The following is a 21,525-nucleotide window of genomic DNA, read 5'->3' as shown; positions in this document are numbered from 1 at the left end:
CATCAGTTCCGGGGTATGCCTTTGCGGTTGCGGTCCGGAGTGCCTACCGGAGCCCAGCTGCCGCGCGGAGTAGGTGACCCGGGTGCAGGCCTTTTTCCGCGGGAGCGGTAGACGATGTACGGGCGGAAAAGGTACTGCAGCGGCGCGGTGAAGGCGTGGACCAGACGGGTGAACGGCCAGAGCGCAAACAGGGCGAGGCCCCACAGGGTGTGGATCTTGAAGGAAAGGGACGCCGCGGTCATCGCCGCAATGTCCGGCTGAAAAATGAAGAGAGAGCGGAACCACGGCGCCACGGTGTCCCGGTAGTTCACGATCCCGGCGTCAAAGACGGAGAAGACTGTGGTGGCGAGCCCGGCCAGGATGGCGGCCAGCAGGAAGATATACATCACTTTGTCGTTCCGGGTGGTGGCCATAAAGACCGGCCCGGTGGTCCGCCGCCGGTAGATCAGCAGGACGATCCCCACAAGCGTGGCGAACCCGGCAATGGAGCCCACGCTGAGGGCAAAGAAGTGGTACCGGTCCTCATTGATCGCAATGGCATCCATCCAGGTCTTCGGGATGACCAGTCCCACAAAGTGGCCCACGATCACCGCCAGAATGCCAAAGTGGAACAGCGGAGAGGCAATGCGCAGCAGCCGGGATTCGTACAGCTGGGAGGAGCGGGTGGTCCAGCCGAACTGGTCATACCGGTAGCGCCAGATCGAGCCCAGAATGAGTACGGCCAGCACCACGTAGGGCAGCACGCCCCAGAGCATCACGTCGCCCAAACCCACCTGCACGTTGGCCGGCGGAGGTACGTCCGCACGTATCATGGCGCGTTCCTTTCATGCACCGGCAGCAGCCGGGAGCTGTAAGGTTCCAGGCCCACCGTTTCCGTGGGCGGCCCGTAGCCGGCTGTCTGCATGACCGTTTGCCGGTCCTCGGGAGAAACCCCGGGGAGGGTCGAACAGACCAGCGCCAGGGCTCCGGAGTACGGAAGATTGTCATCGCGCAGTGCCAGCCGCAGCAGTTCCAGCGAGGGCCGGTAGCGCTGCAGCAGCTCGTAGCCGTCCGACGGGGAAACCTTGGCGGCGAATTCCAGCACCAGCGGCAGGTAGTCCGGCAGCTCGGACCCTTCCGGCAGGGCACCGTGCGCCCGGTAAACCTCCTTGAAGGCGGCGAGCGCCTCGCCCCTGCGGCGGGTGTCGCCGTCGGTCCAGTAGGTCAGATGCAGGCTGTGCCGCTTCGACAGGTCAAATTCCTGGACATAATCCGCCTGCACCTCGGGCAGCGGTTCAACGGTCAGCCAGGAGAGCAGCTCCTCCAGCGGTTCGGCATCCGCGCCGGCTTCGGCGAGCGCCGCACGCATGGACGGCACCAGGTCCACCAGTTCCTGGTCCGGGTACTCCAGCAGCAGCCCGCAGACCTGCCGGACGACGGCGCTGCGCCGGGGATGGGCGTCCTTGTAAGGTTCCGGCTCGAACGTGCCCTTGCCGGGTTTGCCCAGAAGCTTATCCAGCAGGCTCACCGGCCACCTCCCTGCTGGTCCGGCCCGTCACCCTCGGCCTGGTCGTAACCGGCGCCGATGCCGCTGCCCTTGTCCTCGGCGGAGGACATACCGCCCCTGGTCCCGGGCACGCCGCGGTTGCCGTCAGCAGGAAACAGGCCCCGGGGTGAGCCCCGCCCGTCCCAGTTCAGCAGGTTGACGCGGCCGCCGAGATCGCCGTTGCCGGTGGGATCATCCCCGCGCTGGCGGGCCTGCAGAGCGGCGAAGTTTTCCACCGCAACGGGCATCGGCCGCCCGGAGGCTTCGCCGAAGACACCGGTTTGCCCCATTCCGGGGCCGCCGTCCACATCCAGGGAACAGCCGATTTCCTCCAGGTTGTGGGCATCCTCCAGGTGAGCGCTGGGAATGACGTAGCGCTCCTCATACTTGGCGACGGCCATTAGCCGGTACATGGCCACGATCTGTTCGCCGGTCATCCCGACGTCGGCGGCAATCTGTTCATCGGGGACGTCGCCGAGGGTGATGTTCCGCATGTAGGCGCGCATCGCTGCGAGCTTGCGCAGTACACCGGTGACCAGATCAGTGTCTCCGGCCGTGAACAGTTCGGCCAGGTACTCCACGGGGATCCGCAGCGCCTCGATGGCGCCGAACAGATTGTCCGCGCTTTCGCCGTCGTGCCCCTGTTCGTTCAGCACATCCACGATCGGGGACAGCGGCGGCACGTACCAGACCATGGGCATGGTGCGGTACTCCGGATGCAGCGGCAGTGCCACCCGGAAGGTCTTGGCCAGTGCGTACACCGGGGAGCGCCGGGCTGCCTCCAGCCAGTCCTCCGGGATGCCCTCGGCCCGCGCCGCGGCAAGCACCTCCGGGTCGTTGGGATCCATCATCAGATCCAGCTGGGCCTCGTACAGGTCCTTCTCATCCGGGACAGAGGCCGCGGCCGTGACCCGGTCCGCGTCGTACAGGAAAATGCCGATGTACCGCAGCCTGCCCACGCAGGTCTCGGCGCACACGGTGGGCAGGCCCACCTCGATCCGCGGATAGCAGAAGGTGCACTTCTCAGCCTTTCCGGAGCGGTGGTTGAAGTACATCTTCTTGTAGGGACAGCCGGTCACGCACTGCCGCCAGCCGCGGCAGCGGTCCTGGTCCACCAGCACAATGCCGTCCTCTTCACGCTTGTAAATGGCGCCGGACGGGCAGGACGCCATGCAGGACGGATTCAGGCAGTGCTCACAGATCCGCGGCAGGTAGAACATGAAGGTGGAGTCGAATTCCAGCTTCACCTTCTCCTCCGCCTCGCGGCGCATCTTTTCTAGCACCGGATCGCTGAGCTGCGTGCGCGCCGAGCCGCCCAGGTCGTCATCCCAGTTGGCGGACCACTCGATTTTCATGTCCTCTCCGGTGATCAGCGACTTGGGCTTCGCGACCGGAAAATCGTTGCCCGCCGGGGCGTTGATGAGGTTCTCGTAGTCGTAGGTCCACGGCTCGTAGTAATCGTCCAGCTCCGGCTGGACGGGGCTGGCGAAGATGCCAAAAAGCTTGGCCAGCCGGCCGCCCGCTTTCAGCTTGAGTTTGCCGCGGCTGTTCAGCTCCCAGCCGCCCTTCCATTTCTCCTGGTCCTCGTACCGGCGCGGATACCCCTGGCCGGGGCGGGTCTCCACGTTGTTGAACCAGACGTATTCGGTGCCCGCCCGGTTGGTCCAGGCCTGTTTGCAGGTCACGGAGCAGGTATGGCAGCCAATGCACTTGTCCAGCGCCATCACCATTGCTGTTTGGGCCATGATGCGCATCAGTAAGCCACCTTCTGGGAGCGTTTGCGGACAACGGAAACAATGTCGCGCTGGTTGCCGGTGGGGCCAAGGTAGTTGAACGCCCAGGACAGCTGCGCGTAGCCGCCGATCATATGGGTGGGCTTGACCAGGATGCGGGTCACCGAGTTGTGGATACCGCCGCGCCGGCCGGTCGCCTCCGACTTGGGCACGTCAATGATGCGCTCCTGGGCGTGGTGGACGTAGATGACTCCGGCCGGCATCCGGCTGGACACAATGGCCCGGCCCACCAGGACCCCGTTGTTGGAGATGCACTCCACCCAGTCATTGTCATTGACCTCGATCAGCGCGGCGTCCTGCGTACTCATCCAGACTGCGGTGCCGCCCCGGGACAGTGAGAGCATCAGCAGGTTGTCCTGATACTCGGAATGGATGGACCACTTGTTGTGCGGGGTCAGGTAACGCACCGCCACGGACAGGTCGCCGCGGGTGCCCAGCTGCGGCTCTCCGAACAGCCGGTGCATGTCCAGCGGCGGCCGGTAGATCGGCAGGGCTTCACCCATGTCCTGCATCCAGTCGTGGTCCAGGAAGAAGTGCATCCGGCCGGTCAGCGTGTGAAAGGGCTTGAGCCGTTCGATATTGATGGTGAACGGGGCGTAGCGCCGCCCGCCGGTTTCCGAGCCGGACCATTCCGGCGACGTGATGACCGGCGTCGGCCGGTCCTGGGTGTCGCGGAAGGTGATCTTCTTGTCCTCCGCGCCCTCGGCCAGGTCAGCCAGCGGGGTGCCGGTCCGCTTCTCGAGGGTCCGGAATCCCTGCACCGCCAGTTCGCCGTTGGTGGTTCCGGAGAGCAGCAGGATGGCCTCGGCCATCCGCGCGTCGGTGTCCACCGCGGGGCGTCCCGCCGCCGCCCCGCTGTCAAAGACTCCGTGCTTGCGCGCGAGGTCTTCCAGCGGCTTGGTGACGTCGTACTTCACGTATTTGGTGGTCAGGCCCAGCTTGTCCGCGAGCGGCCCCACGGCAACGAATTTCTCGCCGATGGCGGTGTAGTCCCGCTCCACCACGGCAAGGGAGGGCAGGTTCTTGCCCGGCACCGCGGGAATATCTGTGCCTTTCCAATCCGGGGCGTGCCCGCCGGGCTGGGCGATTTCCCCGGGCGTGTCATGGGTGAGCGCCGTGGCCACCAGGTCCTTCCGCACCCCCAGATGGACCCCTGCCTGGCGCGAAAACTCCTCGGAGAGCAGCCGGAACAGGTCATAGTCCGTCTTGGCTTCCCACGGCGGCGCGATGGCGGGTGTGAAGGCGTGCACATACGGGTGCATGTCGGTAGAGGAGAGGTCGTATTTCTCGTACCAGGTGGCGGCCGGGAACACGACGTCGGAGAGCAGCGTGGAACTGGTCATCCGGAAGTCCGCGGACACCAGCAAATCGAGCTTTCCCTGCGGCGCCTCGTCGCGCCAGACGACGTCGGCGGGCCGGGACTCGCCGTGATCGGCGCCCATGACGTTGTTCAGGGTGCCCAGCAGGTGTTTCTGGAAATACTCCTCGCCCTTGGCCGAGGAACCCAGCAGGTTGGACCGCCACAGGACCAGGGTCCGGGGCCAGTTCTCCGGGGCATCAATATCCTCCACCGCAAACCGAAGCCTTCCGTCCTTGAGCCGGCGGGCCACCCAGGACGCTTCATCCTTTGCCTCGCCGCGGGCCACGCCCGCCGCTGCCTCATCGGCCACATCGAGCGAGTTCTTGGCGTCGAACTGCGGAAAGAACGGCATCCAGCCCATGCGGGTGGACTTGGCGATCACATCTGCGGTGTGCAGGCCGCGCAGGTGTCCCTGTGCCAGCGGCGACTGCATGGAGTCGGAGGAGTAGCCGTCGGAGCGGAACTGGTCCGTGTGCATGTACCAAAATGCGGTGCCGATCATGAACCGCGGAGGCCGGTTCCAGTCACCGGCCGAGGCCATTGCCGCCCAGCCGGTGATCGGCCGGCACTTTTCCTGGCCGACGTAGTGCGCCCAGCCGCCGCCGTTGCGGCCCTCGCAGCCGGTGAGCATGAGCATTGCCAGGATGGCCCGGTAGGTGACGTCGCCGTGATACCACTGGCAGATGCCCGCGCCGAGGATGATCATGGAGCGGCCGTTGGATTTCTCGGCGTTGGCGGCGAAATCCCGGGCGGTGCGGATCACGGCGTCGGGCTTGACGTTGGTGACCTCCTGCTGCCAGGCCGGAGTGTAGGGGGTTTCGGCGTCGTCGTATCCGGTGGCCCATTCCCCGGGCAGACCGTCCCGGCGCACACCGTACTGGGCGAGCATCAGGTCAAACACGGTGGTGACCGTCCTGCCGGCCACGGTCATGACGGGTACGCCCCGGCGCAGGACAGAGCCGATGCCGCTCGGATCGGTGAAGGCAGGCAGGTCCACCCGGCTGACTTCACCCTGCCAGGCCGGCGCATCGGCAATCGACAGCGCCGGAACCACGCCCTGCAGGTCGAGGTTCCATTTGCCGGCGTCGGCGTCGTTGTAGCGGAAACCCACTGAACCGTTGGGCACCACCGGAGTGCCGGCGTCCCGGTCCAGCAGCACCGTCTTGAAGGCGGCGTCCGCGGCACCGGATTCGGCCGGACCGAGGTCCGCAGCGGTGAGGAACTTGCCCGGCACCACGGAACCGTCGGTGCGGGTGTTGATGCTGACGAGGAAGGGAAGGTCGGTGAACTGGCGGACATAGTCCTCGAAGAACGGTACCCGCCGGTCCACGAAGTTTTCCTTGAGGATGACGTGGCCCATGGCCATGGCGAGCGCGCCGTCGGAACCGGCCTGGGCGGGCAGCCACTCATCGGCGAACTTGGTGTTGTCCGCATAGTCGGGGCTGACCGAGACCACTTTCGTGCCGCGGTAGCGTCCCTCCACCATCCAGTGGGCGTCGGGAGTGCGGGTCACCGGGATGTTGGAACCCCACATCATGAGGTAGGTGGCATCCCACCAGTCCCCGGATTCGGGCACATCCGTCTGGTCACCGAAAACCTGCGGGCTGGCCACCGGCAGGTCTGCGTACCAGTCGTAAAAACTGTTCATCACCCCGCCGATGAGATTGATGAAGCGGGCACCGGCGGCATGGGACACCATGGACATGGCCGGAATAGGCGAGAAGCCGGTGCAGCGGTCCGGACCGTAGTTCTTGATCGTGGAAACGTGGGCCGCGGCGGTCATCTCCAGGGCCTCGGCCCAGGTGGACCGGGCGAGCCCGCCCTTGCCTCGGGCCTGCTGGTAGGTGCGACGGCTTTCCGGGTCATTGACGATTCGTTCCCAGGCCAGCACCGGGTCTCCGGTGTCCTTCTTCGCCGCCCGGTACATTTCCAGCAGCACGCCGCGGATGTACGGATAGCGCACCCGGGTGGGCGAATACGTGTACCAGGAGAAGGCGGCGCCGCGCGGACAGCCCCGGGGCTCGTACTCCGGACGGTCCGGACCCACCGTGGGATAGTCCGTTTCCTGCGCTTCCCAGGTGATGATCCCGTCTTTGACGTAGACCTTCCAGGAGCAGGACCCGGTGCAGTTGACTCCGTGGGTGGAGCGCACCACCTTGTCGTGGCTCCATCGGTTCCGGTAGAAGGAATCACCCTTGCGGCCGCCCTCCCGGAACACGGCACGGCCGTCATCGGTCTCATCCCAGCGGGTGAAAAACCTGCCGAGCTTGAGCATTGCTTCTGTTGCCGGGCCATCAATCCCCGGTGCGGAGCCAGCCATGAAACCACGCTAGGCCCGGAGCCGGTGGGCGGGACAGCCCATCGGCAGGAAATTCATGCCGCAGAACGCAGACCGGTCCGGCGGGAGGACCTCAGGCGGTTCCTCCACGGGGTCGCGCGCAGTGGGTTTGGGATGGAGCGATAAACTCGGAACTGTGAGCACAGATCTTCCTGAACAGGTGTCCGATATTTTCGACCCGCAGCAGTGGCGTCTTGTCTCCGGGTTTGAGGACCTGCAGGACATGACCTACCACCGCCATGTGGAGCGCTCTGCCGACGGCGGGATCGTGCGTGACCTGCCTACCGTGCGCATCGCGTTCAACCGTCCGGAGGTCCGCAACGCGTTCCGCCCGGGCACCGTGGACGAGCTCTACCGGGCCATGGACCACGCCCGGATGACCCCCGACGTTGCCACGGTGCTGCTTACGGGCAACGGCCCCTCCCCCAAGGACGGCGGCCACTCCTTCTGCTCCGGCGGTGACCAGCGGATCCGCGGCCGCGACGGCTACCGGTACGCCGAGGGCGAGACCCGGGAAACCATCGATCCCGCACGCGCCGGACGGCTCCACATCCTGGAAGTCCAGCGCCTGATCCGCACCATGCCCAAGGTGGTCATAGCCGTCGTCAACGGTTGGGCGGCCGGCGGCGGGCACAGCCTGCACGTGGTTTCTGACCTGACCATCGCCTCCCGGCAGCACGGCAAATTCAAGCAGACCGACGCCACGGTGGGCAGTTTCGACGCCGGCTACGGGTCGGCCCTGCTGGCCCGGCAGATCGGCCAGAAGAAGGCCCGTGAGATCTTCTTCCTCGCCCGGGAGTACTCTGCCGAGGACATGGTGGCCATGGGCGCCGTGAACGAGGCCGTGGACCACGAGAACCTGGAGAAGGTTGCGCTGGAATACGCCGCGGACATTGCCCGGCAGTCCCCGCAGGCCATCCGGATGCTGAAGTTTGCCTTCAACCTGCCCGACGACGGCCTGGCGGGCCAGCAGGTCTTCGCCGGCGAAGCGACCCGGCTGGCCTACATGACGGACGAAGCCGTGGAGGGCAAGGAAGCCTTCCTCGAAAAACGGGACCCCGACTGGTCCTCCTTCCCCTACTACTTCTAGGCTTGCGATGGAACTGCTGACCGTCCACACACCCGCCGGCTTTAATGCCCAGGAGCTCCTGGCTCCGCTGGCAGATGCCCTCGCCGGCGAAGGTCCAGCTGTTGCCCCCTATGCGGACCCGCACCAGACTTTTTCCGGGGAACTCCCCAACGATGACATCGCCCTGGTCATCAGCACCTCGGGATCCACCGGCACCCCCAAGCAGACCATGCTCAGCACGGATGCCCTGGCCGCTTCCTCCATGGCCACGGCCATGGCGCTGCATGCGGACGGGCAGTGGCTGATGGCTCTGCCCGCGCACTACATCGCCGGCGTGCAGGTCTTGATCCGCTCGCTGTATGCCGGGACCCAGCCGGTGTTCATGGACACGTCCGGGTCCTTTAGCGCGGCCCGCTTTACGCAGGCGGCCGAAGAGATGACGGACCGCAACCGGTTCACGTCCCTGGTGCCCACCCAGCTGCACCGGCTGCTGACCAACCCGGAGCCGGAAACGGTGCGCGTGCTGCGCCGCTTCAATGCCATCCTCCTGGGCGGGGCTCCTGCCGGCACCGGGCTCCTCGCCGACGCAGCCGCACTCGGCCTGAACGTCGTCACCACCTACGGCATGAGCGAAACCTGCGGCGGCTGCGTGTACGACGGCGTGCCGCTGCCCGGTGTCGACGTTGAGGTGGAATCCGGCGCCCTCTGGATCGCCGGGGACATCCTGGCGGACGGCTATCTGGGCCGGCCCGAACTCACCGCGGAACGCTTCCGGTTCAATTCCGGCAAACGCTGGTACCGGACCGATGACACCGGCAACGTGGAGAACGGCCGGGTCACGGTGTCCGGGCGGCTGGATGACGTCATCGTCAGCGGCGGCGTCAAGATCTCCGCCGCGTCTGTCGGCGCGGCCATCGAGCAGTTGGCTGAAGTCTCCGATGCCGTGGTCCTGGGCCTGGACAGTCCGGAATGGGGCAGCATAGTCGCTGCCGCCGTCGTCGGCTCCGTTGATCCTGAAAAGGTTCGCGACGTCGTCCGCACAACGCTGGGAAAGGCCGCGGTGCCCAAGGTGGTGCTCCTGCTGGAGGCCCTGCCGCTGCTGGCCAACGGCAAAACCGACCGGATGGGGATCCGCCAGCTGCTGGCGGCCGCCGGGCACACGCACCCCTGATGTCTGCACCGGGCCGTCGGCCCGGCGGATTTCGCGGCGCGAAGCTGCGGCAGAATAGATCCCAGAGAACCTTCACTAGAACAAGAGGATGTTGATTGTGGCTACAGCCGCGCAGTGGTTAGAAGGAGCCCGCCCCCGCACTCTGCCGATGGCGGTGGCTCCGGTCATTATCGGCACCGCCGCGGCCTATGATCTGGGTTCGTTCAAACCCCTGAATGCCGTGCTCGCCGCACTGGTGGCCATCCTGCTGCAGGTAGGCGTGAATTACGCCAATGACTACTCGGACGGCATCCGCGGCACCGACGACAACCGGGTGGGCCCGTTGCGGCTGACCGGCTCCGGCGCGGCACGGGCCAAGCAGGTCAAGTACGCGGCCTTCGCCTGTTTTGGCGCGGCGATGGTGGCCGGCCTGGTGCTGGTTATCCTGTCTTCCGCCTGGTTCCTGATCCTGGTCGGGGTGGGCTGCGTCGCAGCGGCATGGGGTTACACGGGCGGACGCAACCCCTACGGCTACATGGGACTGGGCGACGTCTTCGTGTTTGTGTTCTTTGGCCTGGTGGCGACGCTGGGTACCACGTACACGCAGGCGGGACAGATCAGCCTGCCCGCGGTGCTTGGTGCCGTCGGCACCGGACTGATCGCCATGGCGCTGCTGATGGCCAACAACGTTCGGGACATCCCCACGGACCGCGAGGCCGGAAAGCGGACCCTGGCCGTACGGCTGGGCGACGAAGCGGCCCGCATCAGCTACGTCATGATGCTCGCGGTGGCCATTTTGCTGCCGCTGTTCCTCGCCTCCGACTACCCCTGGGTACTGCTGGTCCTGCTGCTGATCCCGGCCTGCCTGATGCCCAGCTGGCTGATGCTCAAGGGCAAGAAGCGCCGGAGCCTGATCCCGGTCCTGAAACAGACGGGGCTGATCAACCTCGGGTTCGCCCTGCTGTACAGCCTCGGCCTGGTCCTCACCCGGATGCTGGCGTAGGTTCCGCGCTTACTTATCCTCGCGGGGACGGCGGTCGGAGTTGATCTGCACGTCCGGGTGCGCATCCAGCAGGCTGTCCTCAGCGCCGGCGTCGTCACGTTCAAAGCGGTTTGTGGTCCGCGGGTTGTTGCCGTGGAAGCGCTGCTGCACGGTGCGTGCCGCCTCGTCGCGCATCTCGCGGAAGAACAGGTACGTCACGCACCATGCAAGTATCGCGCCGACAATCGCGGAGAACACCAGCCCCAATCCAAGCCAGACGCATGCTGCAAAGAAGACGGCCACCAAACCAAGGCGGAGAGCGGTAAATTTCCAGAAAGCCACACCGCCATTCTAGTGGCTGTTCCTGTGTGCAGCTTCTTCACAGCCACGAGGGCACCCGCCGACCCGCCCGGTATGGAACTCACAGCTGAAGGTCAGCTGCGCTCCCCTACAATTGAGTCATGCCTCGCCTCGTGCTTTTCGGTGTCATCATTGTCGCCGCCGTCATTATTTACGCCATCGTCGACTGCGTCATGTCGCGTGCACAGGAGGTGCGCAGCATCTCAAAGACGGCGTGGATCTTCACGATCGTGCTGTTGCCGGTGCTCGGCGCGCTCCTGTGGTTCCTGTTTGGCCGCCCGATGAGCGGTCCGGAGCCGAAGAACCGGAAGCCGCGCCATCCCACCGCTCCCGACGACGACCCGGAGTTCCTGCGCAACCTGGCCATCCGCCGTCGGCAGCAGGAGAAGGAAGCCGAGCTCAAGCGCCGTGAGGCTGAACTCCGCGAGCGTGAGAAGCAGGCCGGAAACAAAAAGAACGACGACGAAAAGCCCACCTCGTAGCTCAGCGGCCAGCCGCCAAACCCGCTCCGGTCATCCCCGGGGCGGGTTTTTTGTTGCCCGCAACGCGGACGGGACACTCGGCGGGCCAATAAAAAACCCGCCGCCCGGCGAACCGGAGGGCGGGTTTCTAGCGGCCGAAGCCGGTCAGTGCGTTAGACGCCGGAGTAGCTGTGCAGGCCGGCGAAGAAGACGTTGACGATCGTGAAGTTGAAGACCACGCAAAGGTAGCCGACGATCGAGAGCCAGGCGGCACGGGTGCCGGTCCAGCCGCGGGTGGCACGGGCATGCAGGTAGCCGGCATACACGACCCAGATCACGAAGGTCCAGACTTCCTTGGTGTCCCAGCCCCAGTACCGGCCCCAGGCCTGCTCGGCCCAGACGGACCCTGCCATGAGGGTGAAGGTCCACAGCACGAAGGCCACGGCGTTGATGCGGTAAGCGAAGTTCTCCAGGGCCTGGGCGGAGGGGACAATCCGCAGGAACGTGAGCTTGGAGGTGCCGCCGGCGCGAATCTTGGACTCGCGGTCCGCCTGCAGCAGCTGCAGGACGGACATGGCGAAGGTCAGCGTGAAGAGCGCGGAAGCAATGACGGCGACCGACACGTGAATGATGAGCCAGTAGCTTTGCAGCGCCGGAATCAGGTGGGCCACCGGCGTTGGGAAGCCAATGGTCGCAACCATCATCATGGTCAGGATCAGAGCCACCACAAAGGTGCCAAGGAAGCGCAGGTCCCGCTTGAGCAGCACCAGCAGGAACACGACGGCGACTACGAGGGCGCCGGTGGTGCAGAACTCGTACATGTTGCCCCAGGGCACCCGGTGGGCGGCGAGCCCTCGGGTAACCACGGCAGCGGTGTGGATCAGGGCGCCAAGGACGGTCAGTGCAACGCCGACGCGCGCGGTGTTCCGTCGCGCTCCGACGTAGCCCATGGAGGCATCGGCTGTCTGGGCCACGGCACCGCCGTCGGCAGCTGTACCGTCGGCATCCCAGCCGCGTACGTTGCCGTCCGCCAGATATGTGTCCGATCCGGCGCGGCCCGAGCGGGCGGATGCACCGGCATGCGCCGGTACGGGCGCCCCGGCCTTCTGCTCGGAGAGCTTGGATTCCACGGCCTGGATGGTTTTGCTGCTCTTGGCGAGGTCCCAGGTGAAGGCAAGGAACGCCACCGTATAGGCGAACGCCGCCAACAGCATGAACAGCTCGCTGTACTCAGCGAGGGCGTAGTCAATGGAGGGCATTACGAGTCCTTACCTGTTTCCTTCTTCTGCGCGGCACTGCTGTCCGCTGATGCTCCGGGCTCTGCGTCCCGGTCTGTCGTGTGCTGTCCGGAGCCCGGAGCAGATGCTTCCCCCGCGCCATTGTCCTCCACTGAGCCGGTGCCCGCCAACCACTGCTTCTGCAGCAGATCGCGGACGGCAGCAGCTTCAGTGGACAGGCGCTGGTCTTCACCCCGGGCCAGGAGCCCGTATTCGACCATAATCCGCCCGTCGGCATGGGTGCCGGTGCGGACCCAAACACGGCGCCGGGCAAGGAACAGTGAAGCGGCCAGGCCCGTGAGGGAGAGGGTGGCGAAGACCAGGACCCAGATTTTCGCCGGATCATAGTGGATGTCCAGGGCTGCGTAGCGCTTGATGCTGTCAAAGCTGATGGAACCCTTGCCCTCGGGCAGCTCATAGGTTTCCCCAACACCCAGGACAATGCCGCCGGCGTCCAGGTTGCGGCTGTTGATTTCCGTGAGGTCCTCGGTGTCCAGGACGTACACGTTGCTGGGCACGCCGTCATCCAGGCCAAGGTCACCGTAGTACGCATTGAGGTTGAGCTGCGGATTGATCGGATCGGGGTCTCCGGAGTAGGACACGCCCTGTTCATCGAGCATGGCGGTGGGCAGAAAGAAGCCCACGAAACCGAGCTGGTCCGGCTTGGCATCCGGAGCCTTGATCACCATCAGGGACGTGTACATGCCGTCGCTGGGGACGGAGACCACGGGCCCCTGCAGCGCAATGTTGCCCTCGCCGTCGCGCACGGTGACGACGGGCGCATAACCGTTGCCGACCAGGTAGACCCGGCTGCCGCCGATGGTCAGCGGAGCGTTGACCTTGAGCGTTTCAGTATGCTCGGCAGCATCCGGGCTTTCCTTGACCGTCATGTCGGCGGTGAAGTCCAGGGGCTGGCCGTAGTGGGTGGGCGACTCGCGGTCGAACCGGACGTTGAACTCGTCCAGCGTCAGTGAGTAGGGCGCCAGCTGTTCCTCGGTGAAGCTGGTGCCCGGGGTGAACGAGTCATAGCCCACCAGAGTGTTGACGAAGGACTCCCCCTCCACCACCACCTTCTGGCCGCTGTAACCAAAGAGCCCGCCAACGGCAATGCAGATCAGCACGCCGATCAGGGCAGTGTGGAACACCAGGTTTCCAATTTCCTTCGCGAAGCCGCGTTCCGCTCCGACGGATGGACGGTCGGTATCCAGGTCCCGGACATCCACCCGGTAGCCACGCTTGCGCAGCAGCTGCGCGGCCTCCTTGACGGCGGCGGCAGCGGTGAGGCCCGACGACGCCGGCACAGCCAAGGTGCCGTACTCCGGCAGCCGGGACAGCCGCTTGGGGGTGCGCGGCGGCTTGGAGCGCATGGCGCGGTAGTGTGCCTTTGCGCGCGGAATGACGCAGCCGATCAGGGAGATGAACAGCAGCAGGTAAATCGCCGAGAACCAGACGGACGAGTACACGTCGAAGAGCTGCAGCCGGTCCAGCCAGGGGCCGGTGTCCGGGTTGTCCTTCAGGTACTGCGTGACGACGGCGGGGTTGGCCGGCCGCTGCGGAAACAGCGATCCGGGCACCGCGGCGACCGCCAGCAGCAGCAGCAGGAACAGCGCAGTGCGCATGCTGGTGAGCTGGGTCCAGGCCCAGCGAACCATGCCCAGCGGCCCGAGGGACGGCAGCTGGACGTCTCCGGCGGAGCCTTTGCCGCCGGGGCCTTTCCGCCCGCCCTTGCCGCCACCGGGCACGCCGGAGGCACTTGCGCCGTTGTTCTCGGCTTCGGTCAAAACTTCCGGTTCGCGCTTCAACTGGCTCTCATGGTTCTTTGAAGGGGGCTTGTGCCGAGCAGGGGCCCCGGCAGTCCTTGGTCTTTTGTCAACGGCATTGTCATCAGCATCAGATCGGCAGGGTCACACTATCCAACCAACCTTGGAGATTGTTGATCCAGATGTTCCAGACGCCTGTGATCATCAGGACACCGAGTGCGATCAGCATTCCGCCGCCGAAACGCTGCAATGCAAGCCGGTGGCGGCGGAAGACCCCCAGGGCGCCCATGCCCCGCCGGAATCCGAGAGCGATCAGCAGGAACGGCAGGCCAAGTCCGAGGCAATAGATGAACGTCAGGAACGCGCCCTTGGCGGCGGTGGCATCATCTCCGGAGAAGGACAGCAGCTGCACGGCCGAGAGTGTGGGGCCAAGGCAGGGGGCCCACCCCAGTCCGAACGTGATGCCCAGCAGCGGCGCGCCCCACAGCCCCGCCGGCGGGCGGGCGGTGATCTTCCGGTCCCGCTGGAACCAGCTCAGGCCGCCCATGAAGACAATGCCCAGGACAATGATGGCTGCACCGAGGACCTGCGGAATCCAGGCCTGGTCCGCGCCGCGCAGCCAGCCGCCCAGTTGGCCCACCCCGGCACCGATGATGACAAAGACGGCGGAAAAACCGAGCACGAACAGGCCGATCCCTACCAGCATCCGTCCGCGGCGCTGCTTCTGGAGGTCAACACCGGTCAGGCCGGTGACGTAGCCCAGATAGCCGGGAACCAGCGGCAGAACGCACGGAGACAGAAACGACACCAGACCGGCGAGGGCTGCCACCGGAATGGCCAGCAGCATGGATCCGTTCAGGATGGTTTCGGCGAAAACATTGGCGGCCGGCAGGGCGGCAGGCACACCGGCGGCGAGGGCTGAGGGAAGCATGCCGGCTAGGCTGCCAGCGCGTCGGAGATCAAGGCCTTCAAGGTGCCTTTGTCCGCCAGGCCCAGGATGCGCGCAGCCACGCGGCCTTCGCGGTCCAGGACCAATGTGGTGGGAACGGCCGACGGCGGCACGAACTGGGTCATGGCCAGCAGGATTCCGCCGTCCTTGTCCTGGAAGCTGGGATAGGGAATGCTGAACGACCGTTCAAAGGCTTCCGCAGTATTGCGTTCATCCCTGATGTTCACTCCGAAGAAGCGTGCCCCCTCGGGTTCGAACGTGTCGTGAAGTTCCACCAGATCCGGAGCTTCCTTACGGCAGGGCGCACAGGCGGCGTACCAGAAGTTCAACACCACCACGCTGCCGGCGAATTCCGACGACGAGACGGTGGTGCCGTCAAACAGGGTGCCTTCCAGCTGCACGGGCTCGCCGCGCTGGTCAGAGGCATATTCGGTGACGGAGCCGTCACCGGCGATGTAGTTCTTGTTGTCCCCCGCTTTGGCCTGCGCTGCCAGCGGATCCTCCACCGCGCAGCCCGATGCTGCCGCCACTGCGGGCACACCGAGGGCCAGGCCGGCGCCCAGCTTCAGGAAGGAGCGGCGGCGCATGGCATCCGGCTGGGGAGTGCTCTGAGGATTCTTCAACTATTTCCAGCTTTCATCGCGGCAGGGGGGCCACTTCTACAACGCGTAGTAATTCTATTATGCTCCCGGGATGTTCGCTGCACCGGGGAGAAGGTCGGCGGAGGGCTCGGCGTACCGGACAGCAATGAGGGTGTCGCCGTCGAAATCCAGGGAGGTTACCGAGGTAAGGGTGCACTGGCGGTTGCGCGGATCATGCCAGAGTTTGCGGCCCTCGGCGGACAGCCGGGTGACCCAGATGGGCAGCTGGTGGCTGACCAGCACGGCTTCGGCGCGGTCCCCGCCAAGCTCGGTGGCACGCAGTCGTGCATCCGTCACGGCAGCCATGACCCGCTCCGCCTGGGCGGCATACGGTTCACCCCAGGACGGCTTGAAGGGGTTGTACATCAGCGGCCAGTATTTCGGGTTGCGCAGCCGGCTGGTGACGCCGGAGAGCCCTTCGAACTTGTTGGTTGCTTCCAGGATGCGCTCGTCGGTGGTGATGTCCAGGCCCAGGGATGCGGCGATCGGCGCGGCGGTCTCCTGCGCCCGGGTCAGCGGTGAGGCCACCAGATGAACCAGCTTGGCGCCGTCGTTCTTTTGCGCCTCAAAGTATCCGGCGACACGGCGGGCCATCTGCTGGCCCAGCTCCGACAGGTGGAACTCCGGCAGGCGTCCATAAAGGACTCCGTCAGGGTTGAAGACTTCTCCATGGCGGACGAGATGGATCGAGGCACGCGACATGTTCCTAAGTTTCGCAGAGAGAGTGCGCAGGACTAAATTCGTCACAATGCTTGAAGCTTGAACTAAACCGTGCAATAGTTGATGCAAATGCATGGACATGCAGCGGGCAGCGCCCCGATACCTACCAGCAGCAGGAGCACATCATGATCCCCAGCGGACTCACCACCGGTACCTGGACCCTCGACGGCTCGCACAGCGAGATCGGTTTCACTGTCCGCCACGCGGGCATCAGCAAGGTGCGCGGCAACTTTGACGACGTCACCGCCGTGATGGAAATCGGTCCCTCGCTTGAGGATTCCGCCATCAACGCCGTCATCCAGTCAGCTTCCTTCAACTCGAACGACGCCAACCGCGACGGCCATGTCAAGGGCGCCGACTTCTTCGACGTCGAGCAGTTCCCCGAGCTGACCTTCACCGTCACCGGCATCGAGGGCTCCGGTGAAACCTACCGGGTGTCCGGCGACCTCACGATCAAGGGCATTACCCGTCCGGTGGTCCTGGACACCGAGTTCAACGGCGTAGCCGTGGATCCCTTCGGCGCCACCCGCGCCGGCTTCTCCGGTTCCACCGTCATCAGCCGCAAGGACTTCGGCCTGACCTGGAATGCCGCTCTGGAAACCGGCGGCGTCCTTGTCGGTGACAAGGTGACCATCAGCGTTGACGCAGCCTTCGTGGCCGCAGCCTAACCAAGACATTTGATCCCGCTCCGGCGGGCCGCAGCGGACACCCCGGCCTTCGGGCCGGGGTGTCCGTCGTTTATGCCCCGGGATAGGCTGGATGGGAACCGATTACTGCTTTCCTGCCCGGTCGGTCCTTTGCAGGGAGCAGTACCCGCACCAACGAGCAAGCAGGCGGCGATGAGTACCCCACCGAATAATCCGGATCCGCAGGATCCGTTCGTTCCACCAATTCCCGGCCCGGCGGATGACCAGCCCAAATACGGACAGCGGCTGCCCCAGCAGCCCCAGTATGGGCAGGACCAGCCGTACCCTGCCTATGGCCAGCCTGGATCCGCCAATCAGCCCGGCCAGCCTTCCTCCCCGTATGGCCAGCCCTATGGACAGCAGCCGTACGGGCAGCCCTACGGCCAGCCGCAAAGCCCTTACGGCTACCAGGCACCGCAGCCCTCCGGGTATGCGTATCCGGGATCAGGCGGGCCGGTTCCGGGTGCCAAGGGGCCTGCGCCCCGCGAGGTCATGACTGGCTTCTGGCTCATCATCGCGGCCGGCATCGTGACCTTCCTGTCCACGATTATCACGGTGCTCTCCACCGCCGACGATCCCCTGGCCACACTTCCTCCCGAAGACCGCCGGGTCATGGAGGACGCCGGTGTCACCGCGGAGCTGATGCGAAGTTCGTTCGTGACGGTCGGTGTGGTGATGGCGGCGATCGCTCTGCTGATCTATGTCCTGCTTGCCGTCCTGATCCGCAAGGGCAAGAACTGGGCACGGATTGTTGCCACGGTGTTCGCGGCGATATCCGCCGTCGGGCTGCTGCTTTCCCTGGTGGCCGGAATGGCCTTCTCCTCGCCGCTGAACCTGCTGAACATGCTGGGCACATTGGCCGGAATCGCCGGCGTTTTCTTGCTGTACCGCCCTGAGTCCCAGCCATATTTCCGCAGTCAGCCGCGTTTCGGACCCTACTGACGGACCTCCAAGGCAGCCGCTGCTGAGGCGGCACGCGCCAAAGAAGCCGGACCGTTTCCACGGACCGGCTTTTTTGGTGCCCGAGCCTCCCGGAGAGGGCCTGCAGTGGTCACAACAGCAGGGAAGCGGCGTAGCGTTTGATCTCCCGCTGGGATGGGCAGCCCATCCAGGCGCGGAGAGCGTATCCCTTTGGACGAAGGCGGCACCCGCGATGAGTTCCCTTCCTGCTTCCCCCGATCCACAAAAAACCCGTGTTTCCGCCCTGGGCACCAAGGTGCGGACATTGGTCACTGCACGCATCCGAACAGCGCGATCCGGCCCCAGGGAACCCGGCGGCGAGCCGCTGTCCGCTGCCCGGCCCACGGAAAAACATCCGGCGCCGCCGGCACCCAGGCACAGAGAGGTGGCCGGCGTGGTGGTTCCCGATATGCCCTCTGCGGTCCCCGCTCCTGCTTTGCCTGCCCGTATTCCCTACAGCGAATGGAAGGGCCCGCGGCCGCGTGCCGTCCGGGTGGCCTATGCCCTGATTATGCTGGCCGGCTGCATCAGCCTCATCAGCGGCGTGCAGGCCAGCCGGGCGCCCGTCACCGAGATGCCGCCTCTCGTCGTCCAATTGGGAGAGCTGGGCGTTGACACCGGCGAATACGCAGCGGTTCTGCAATTCGTGACCTTGGCTGCCACGCTTGTGGTCTTCGGCCTCTACCTGCTGTTCGCCTCCATGATTCGGGAAGGACGGAACTGGGCTCGCATCGGAGGCTCGGTCCTGGTCGCCTCGGCACTGGTCTGGGCCGTCCTCAACGCCGTGGTTCCCCAAACGGTTGCGCTGCTGGTGGCCGCCCTGGGCCTGGCACTGCTGTACCGGCGGGACTGCGCCAGGTACTTCCGGCCCAGGCGGAGCCAGTATCTCGGCGAGTCCTGACCCGGAACCGCGACGGCGGCTCCACTACTACGTGGCCAGCCGGGCCCGCGCCTGCGCCGCTATATCCGAGGCCTGGGCCCGCTGGGCGTGGTAGGCCAGGATCTGAAGTTCGGTGGCCATGTCCACCTTGCGCAGCTGAACGTGATCCGGAACCTGGAGCACCACCGGCGCGAAGCTCAGGATGCTGGTAATGCCGCTTGCGATAACGCTGTCACACAATTCCTGGGCCACCTCGGCGGGAACAGCCAGCACCGCCATGTTGGCCCGCGTACGGTGAACCACGGCTTCCAAATCCTTGACGGGGCTCACCCGCAGCCAGCCAACTTCCTGTCCTACGACCATTTGATCGGCGTCAAACAGGGCCACCACTTCGAAGCCGCGCGATCCGAACCCCGGATATCCTGCCAGCGCCTTGCCGAGGTTTCCGGCGCCTATGATGGCAACCCGCCAATTGCGCGTCAGCCCCAGCGCAGCTGAGATCTGGTCGCTCAGGTAGGAGACCTCATATCCCACGCCGCGGGTTCCGTAGGAGCCCAGGTAGGACAGGTCTTTGCGCAGTTTCGGAGAGTTGACTCCCGCCGCTGCCGCCAGTTCGTCGGAGGAGACGCGCTCCACGCCCTCCGCCAGCAGCGCGCCCAGCGCCCGCAGGTAAATGGTGAGCCGGGCCAGGGAGGCAGGCGGAATGTGCCGGTGGACAACTGCTCCTGCCGGTGCGGGTTCCTCAGAATTGCTCACAAAGTCTCTATCCGTCGGTGGATTTCCACTCTATGCCCGGCGGGAGTCCGGACGAAGCCCGGGCCATCCCTCTTCCAGGAGCCGGCGGATCCTCGCCTCGTCCAGCTGCCAAAAGTCCCGCTGCACGCCGTCGATCATCAGCACGGGAATCTCTTCACCGAACCGGGACGTCAGATCCGCATCGCCTTCAATGGACTGTTCGCGCCACTCAATGGACAAATCCCTGCTGATTCGTTCCAGCACCTTGCGCGCATCGGCACACAAATGGCACCCCGGTCGGGTGAGCAGGAGCAGGTCCGGAGCAGCCGGTGAAGAAGTCATACCTCTAAATTAGCCGCTCCGTCCATTTCTCCTGCCGCTTTTAGTCACGGGCCGTTAGGACCAAGTTTTTGCGTAGACTCGGGGTATGCCCAGAACCACCGCAGTACGAGCCGTCGAGCCCATGGCAGCGGCGGTCAAACCTGGCGAGGCTGCCTTCTTCGACGTCGACAACACTCTGATGCGCGGAGCGAGCCTTTTCCATGTGGGGCGCAAGATGTACCAGCGCCGGGTGTTCACGCTTCGCGAAGCGTTCGGCTTTGCCCGCAAACAGCTGCGGTTTATGCTGCAGGGCGAGAATCTCAAGGATGTTCACTCAGTGCGCGACGCCGCCCTGACGCTGGCCACCGGGCTGGCAGCCTCGGACATCCGCATTCTGGGCGAAGAAGTCTATGACGAGATGATCGAATCCAAGATTTGGCCGGGAACCCGTGCTCTCACCGAGCAGCATATGAAATCCGGCCGGCCGGTCTGGCTCGTCACCGGGACCCCCGTGGAGGTGGCCTCCGTGATTGCTGACCGGCTGCACCTGACCGGGGCGCTGGGAACGGTCAGTGAAATCGACGGCGGCCTCTACACCGGACGCTTGGTGGGCGAGTTCCTCCACGGCCCCGCCAAAGCCGAAGGCGTGCGGGTGCTCGCGGAAAAGGAAAACCTCGATCTGCAGCATTGCTGGGCGTACAGCGATTCCTACAACGACGTCCCCCTGCTGAGCATCGTGGGCCATCCCGTGGCCATCAACCCCGATGCCCGGCTGCGCCGCCATGCCCGGGACCGCAACTGGCCCATCTATGACTTCCGGTCCGGCCGGCGCGCCGCAACCCTGGGGCTAAAAGGTGCCACGGTGGCGGGAGGCGCTTACGGCCTGTGGCGCGGTTTTTCCTGGGTCCGCTCCCGCTAGTCTTCCGGCGCCACCCGGGGCTTTTTTGGTTAAATGACAAACCCGCCGGCCCAAGGGGCGGCGGGTTTGTCCAGGAAAGATCCTGGTTACTTCTTGTTACGACGCTGGTGGCGGGTCTTGCGAAGCAGCTTACGATGCTTCTTCTTTGCCATACGCTTGCGGCGCTTCTTAATTACTGAACCCACAGAGTCCTCACAAACTTGAAATAGTCAGACGCCGGCTCCAACGCTTCGGCACCGTTGGCACCCGCGCGTCGACACCGGCAGTTAATTGCCACGGTGTAAAACGTTCTTTAACAGGGTACCGCCTCGCCGCGGTATCCAGTGACAGCGCTACGCGGTGTCTGTTCGGCGGTCGGAGACGGCGTTTTTAAGCACCTGCTGCACCGCGGATTCAGGCACCCGGTAGGAGCGCCCAAAACGGACGGCCGGCAGCTCGCCGGAGTGCACCAGCCGGTACACGGTCATCTTGGACACACGCATGACGTCCGCGACTTCTGACACGGTCAGAAACCGAACGTCCGAGAAATTGCCCTCGTCTGCCATATGCCTTTTGTTCCTTTGCTGATGTGCAGCCACCAAGCTGCACGGCAGGTGAATCCTCAGACGCGGATGCCTGCCAAGGGAATGCTGCCCGGTC

22 protein-coding genes are annotated in these 21,525 nt (G+C 65.2%); 8 read left to right on the top strand and 14 right to left on the bottom strand.

Going from position 1 to position 21,525, the window contains the following annotated elements:
• Positions 1-2 precede the first annotated feature (2 nt).
• From narI to CXQ89_RS03515, 4 genes are read right to left on the bottom strand one after another with little or no spacing between them, the layout of a single operon-like run.
• The gene (gene narI, locus CXQ89_RS03530; protein WP_104160300.1) at positions 3-812 is read right to left on the bottom strand and encodes a respiratory nitrate reductase subunit gamma; all 810 of its coding nucleotides are present in this window, start codon (positions 810-812) and stop codon (positions 3-5) included.
• On the bottom strand, positions 809-1,507 hold the full coding sequence (narJ, locus tag CXQ89_RS03525; protein WP_104160299.1) for a nitrate reductase molybdenum cofactor assembly chaperone: 699 nt from the start codon (positions 1,505-1,507) through the stop codon (positions 809-811). Before narJ ends, narI begins: the two co-directional genes overlap by 4 nt.
• On the bottom strand, positions 1,504-3,279 hold the full coding sequence (narH, locus tag CXQ89_RS03520) for a nitrate reductase subunit beta (RefSeq protein WP_104160298.1): 1,776 nt from the start codon (positions 3,277-3,279) through the stop codon (positions 1,504-1,506). The genes narJ and narH overlap by 4 nt, the downstream gene beginning before the upstream one ends.
• Complete coding sequence (locus CXQ89_RS03515) at positions 3,279-6,998, bottom strand: nitrate reductase subunit alpha (RefSeq protein ID WP_219815557.1); 3,720 nt, start codon at positions 6,996-6,998, stop codon at positions 3,279-3,281. The genes narH and CXQ89_RS03515 overlap by 1 nt, the downstream gene beginning before the upstream one ends.
• Positions 6,999-7,152: 154 nt before the next feature.
• Here CXQ89_RS03515 and CXQ89_RS03510 point away from each other — a divergent pair, with 154 nt between their 5' ends.
• From CXQ89_RS03510 to CXQ89_RS03500, 3 genes are all read left to right on the top strand, one after another.
• A complete protein-coding gene (locus CXQ89_RS03510) occupies positions 7,153-8,106 on the top strand; it encodes a 1,4-dihydroxy-2-naphthoyl-CoA synthase (protein ID WP_104102776.1) in 954 nt (317 codons plus the stop codon).
• Positions 8,107-8,113: 7 nt separating this feature from the next.
• Positions 8,114-9,256 carry an AMP-binding protein gene (locus CXQ89_RS03505; protein WP_104053055.1) on the top strand — a complete coding sequence of 381 codons (1,143 nt, stop codon included), beginning with the start codon at positions 8,114-8,116 and terminating at the stop codon, positions 9,254-9,256.
• Between the two features lie 97 nt (positions 9,257-9,353).
• Positions 9,354-10,238, top strand: a complete 885-nt coding sequence (locus CXQ89_RS03500; RefSeq protein WP_104053698.1) for a 1,4-dihydroxy-2-naphthoate polyprenyltransferase — start codon at positions 9,354-9,356, stop codon at positions 10,236-10,238.
• A 9-nt stretch (positions 10,239-10,247) separates the two neighbouring features.
• Here the strand turns inward: CXQ89_RS03500 and CXQ89_RS03495 are convergent, their stop codons facing one another.
• The gene (locus CXQ89_RS03495; protein WP_104160296.1) at positions 10,248-10,559 is read right to left on the bottom strand and encodes a DUF4229 domain-containing protein; all 312 of its coding nucleotides are present in this window, start codon (positions 10,557-10,559) and stop codon (positions 10,248-10,250) included.
• A 119-nt stretch (positions 10,560-10,678) separates the two neighbouring features.
• Between CXQ89_RS03495 and CXQ89_RS03490 the strand changes: the two genes are divergently transcribed.
• Entirely contained in the window at positions 10,679-11,059 is a 381-nt protein-coding gene (locus CXQ89_RS03490; protein WP_104053057.1) for a PLD nuclease N-terminal domain-containing protein, read from the top strand.
• A 152-nt stretch (positions 11,060-11,211) separates the two neighbouring features.
• Here the strand turns inward: CXQ89_RS03490 and ccsB are convergent, their stop codons facing one another.
• The 5 genes from ccsB to CXQ89_RS03465 form a co-directional block, all read right to left on the bottom strand.
• Complete coding sequence (ccsB, locus tag CXQ89_RS03485; RefSeq protein WP_104160295.1) at positions 11,212-12,297, bottom strand: c-type cytochrome biogenesis protein CcsB; 1,086 nt, start codon at positions 12,295-12,297, stop codon at positions 11,212-11,214.
• Positions 12,297-13,967 carry a cytochrome c biogenesis protein ResB gene (locus tag CXQ89_RS03480; protein ID WP_104160684.1) on the bottom strand — a complete coding sequence of 557 codons (1,671 nt, stop codon included), beginning with the start codon at positions 13,965-13,967 and terminating at the stop codon, positions 12,297-12,299. Before CXQ89_RS03480 ends, ccsB begins: the two co-directional genes overlap by 1 nt.
• A 238-nt stretch (positions 13,968-14,205) precedes the next feature.
• Positions 14,206-15,006 carry a cytochrome c biogenesis CcdA family protein gene (locus CXQ89_RS03475; RefSeq protein ID WP_237685640.1) on the bottom strand — a complete coding sequence of 267 codons (801 nt, stop codon included), beginning with the start codon at positions 15,004-15,006 and terminating at the stop codon, positions 14,206-14,208.
• Between the two features lie 5 nt (positions 15,007-15,011).
• Positions 15,012-15,611 (bottom strand): TlpA disulfide reductase family protein, encoded by a 600-nt coding sequence (locus tag CXQ89_RS03470; RefSeq protein ID WP_104053701.1) that lies wholly within the window; start codon positions 15,609-15,611, stop codon positions 15,012-15,014.
• Between the two features lie 93 nt (positions 15,612-15,704).
• Entirely contained in the window at positions 15,705-16,367 is a 663-nt protein-coding gene (locus CXQ89_RS03465) for a histidine phosphatase family protein (protein WP_104160294.1), read from the bottom strand.
• A gap of 140 nt (positions 16,368-16,507) precedes the next feature.
• On the opposite strand from CXQ89_RS03465, the gene CXQ89_RS03460 reads away from it, so the two are divergent.
• The 3 genes from CXQ89_RS03460 (at position 16,508) to CXQ89_RS03450 (ending at position 18,932) form a co-directional block, all read left to right on the top strand.
• The gene (locus CXQ89_RS03460) at positions 16,508-17,053 is read left to right on the top strand and encodes a YceI family protein (RefSeq protein ID WP_104053702.1); all 546 of its coding nucleotides are present in this window, start codon (positions 16,508-16,510) and stop codon (positions 17,051-17,053) included.
• A gap of 171 nt (positions 17,054-17,224) precedes the next feature.
• Entirely contained in the window at positions 17,225-18,013 is a 789-nt protein-coding gene (locus tag CXQ89_RS03455) for a hypothetical protein (protein ID WP_104160293.1), read from the top strand.
• 211 nt (positions 18,014-18,224) lie between these two features.
• Positions 18,225-18,932, top strand: a complete 708-nt coding sequence (locus CXQ89_RS03450; protein ID WP_104053061.1) for a hypothetical protein — start codon at positions 18,225-18,227, stop codon at positions 18,930-18,932.
• 27 nt (positions 18,933-18,959) lie between these two features.
• Here CXQ89_RS03450 and CXQ89_RS03445 read toward each other — a convergent pair whose 3' ends face one another.
• Both CXQ89_RS03445 and CXQ89_RS03440 read right to left on the bottom strand, forming a co-directional pair.
• The gene (locus tag CXQ89_RS03445; protein ID WP_104053062.1) at positions 18,960-19,667 is read right to left on the bottom strand and encodes a redox-sensing transcriptional repressor Rex; all 708 of its coding nucleotides are present in this window, start codon (positions 19,665-19,667) and stop codon (positions 18,960-18,962) included.
• A 30-nt stretch (positions 19,668-19,697) separates the two neighbouring features.
• A complete protein-coding gene (locus CXQ89_RS03440; protein ID WP_104053063.1) occupies positions 19,698-19,988 on the bottom strand; it encodes a glutaredoxin family protein in 291 nt (96 codons plus the stop codon).
• An 85-nt stretch (positions 19,989-20,073) separates the two neighbouring features.
• On the opposite strand from CXQ89_RS03440, the gene CXQ89_RS03435 reads away from it, so the two are divergent.
• The gene (locus CXQ89_RS03435) at positions 20,074-20,886 is read left to right on the top strand and encodes an HAD family phosphatase (RefSeq protein ID WP_104053064.1); all 813 of its coding nucleotides are present in this window, start codon (positions 20,074-20,076) and stop codon (positions 20,884-20,886) included.
• Between the two features lie 86 nt (positions 20,887-20,972).
• On the opposite strand, the gene CXQ89_RS03430 is transcribed toward CXQ89_RS03435, so the two are convergent.
• The gene (locus CXQ89_RS03430) at positions 20,973-21,071 is read right to left on the bottom strand and encodes a 30S ribosomal protein bS22 (protein ID WP_003792170.1); all 99 of its coding nucleotides are present in this window, start codon (positions 21,069-21,071) and stop codon (positions 20,973-20,975) included.
• A 147-nt stretch (positions 21,072-21,218) separates the two neighbouring features.
• Positions 21,219-21,431, bottom strand: a complete 213-nt coding sequence (locus CXQ89_RS03425; RefSeq protein WP_104160292.1) for a helix-turn-helix domain-containing protein — start codon at positions 21,429-21,431, stop codon at positions 21,219-21,221.
• Between the last annotated feature and the right edge of the window lie 94 nt (positions 21,432-21,525).

The sequence above is a fragment of the Arthrobacter sp. ZGTC212 genome (genome assembly GCF_002929255.1).
Taxonomy (GTDB): Bacteria; Actinomycetota; Actinomycetes; order Actinomycetales; family Micrococcaceae; genus Arthrobacter_B; species Arthrobacter_B sunyaminii.
Note: the sequence above shows the minus strand (reverse complement) of the source record. Positions and strands in the feature narration are given on the sequence as shown.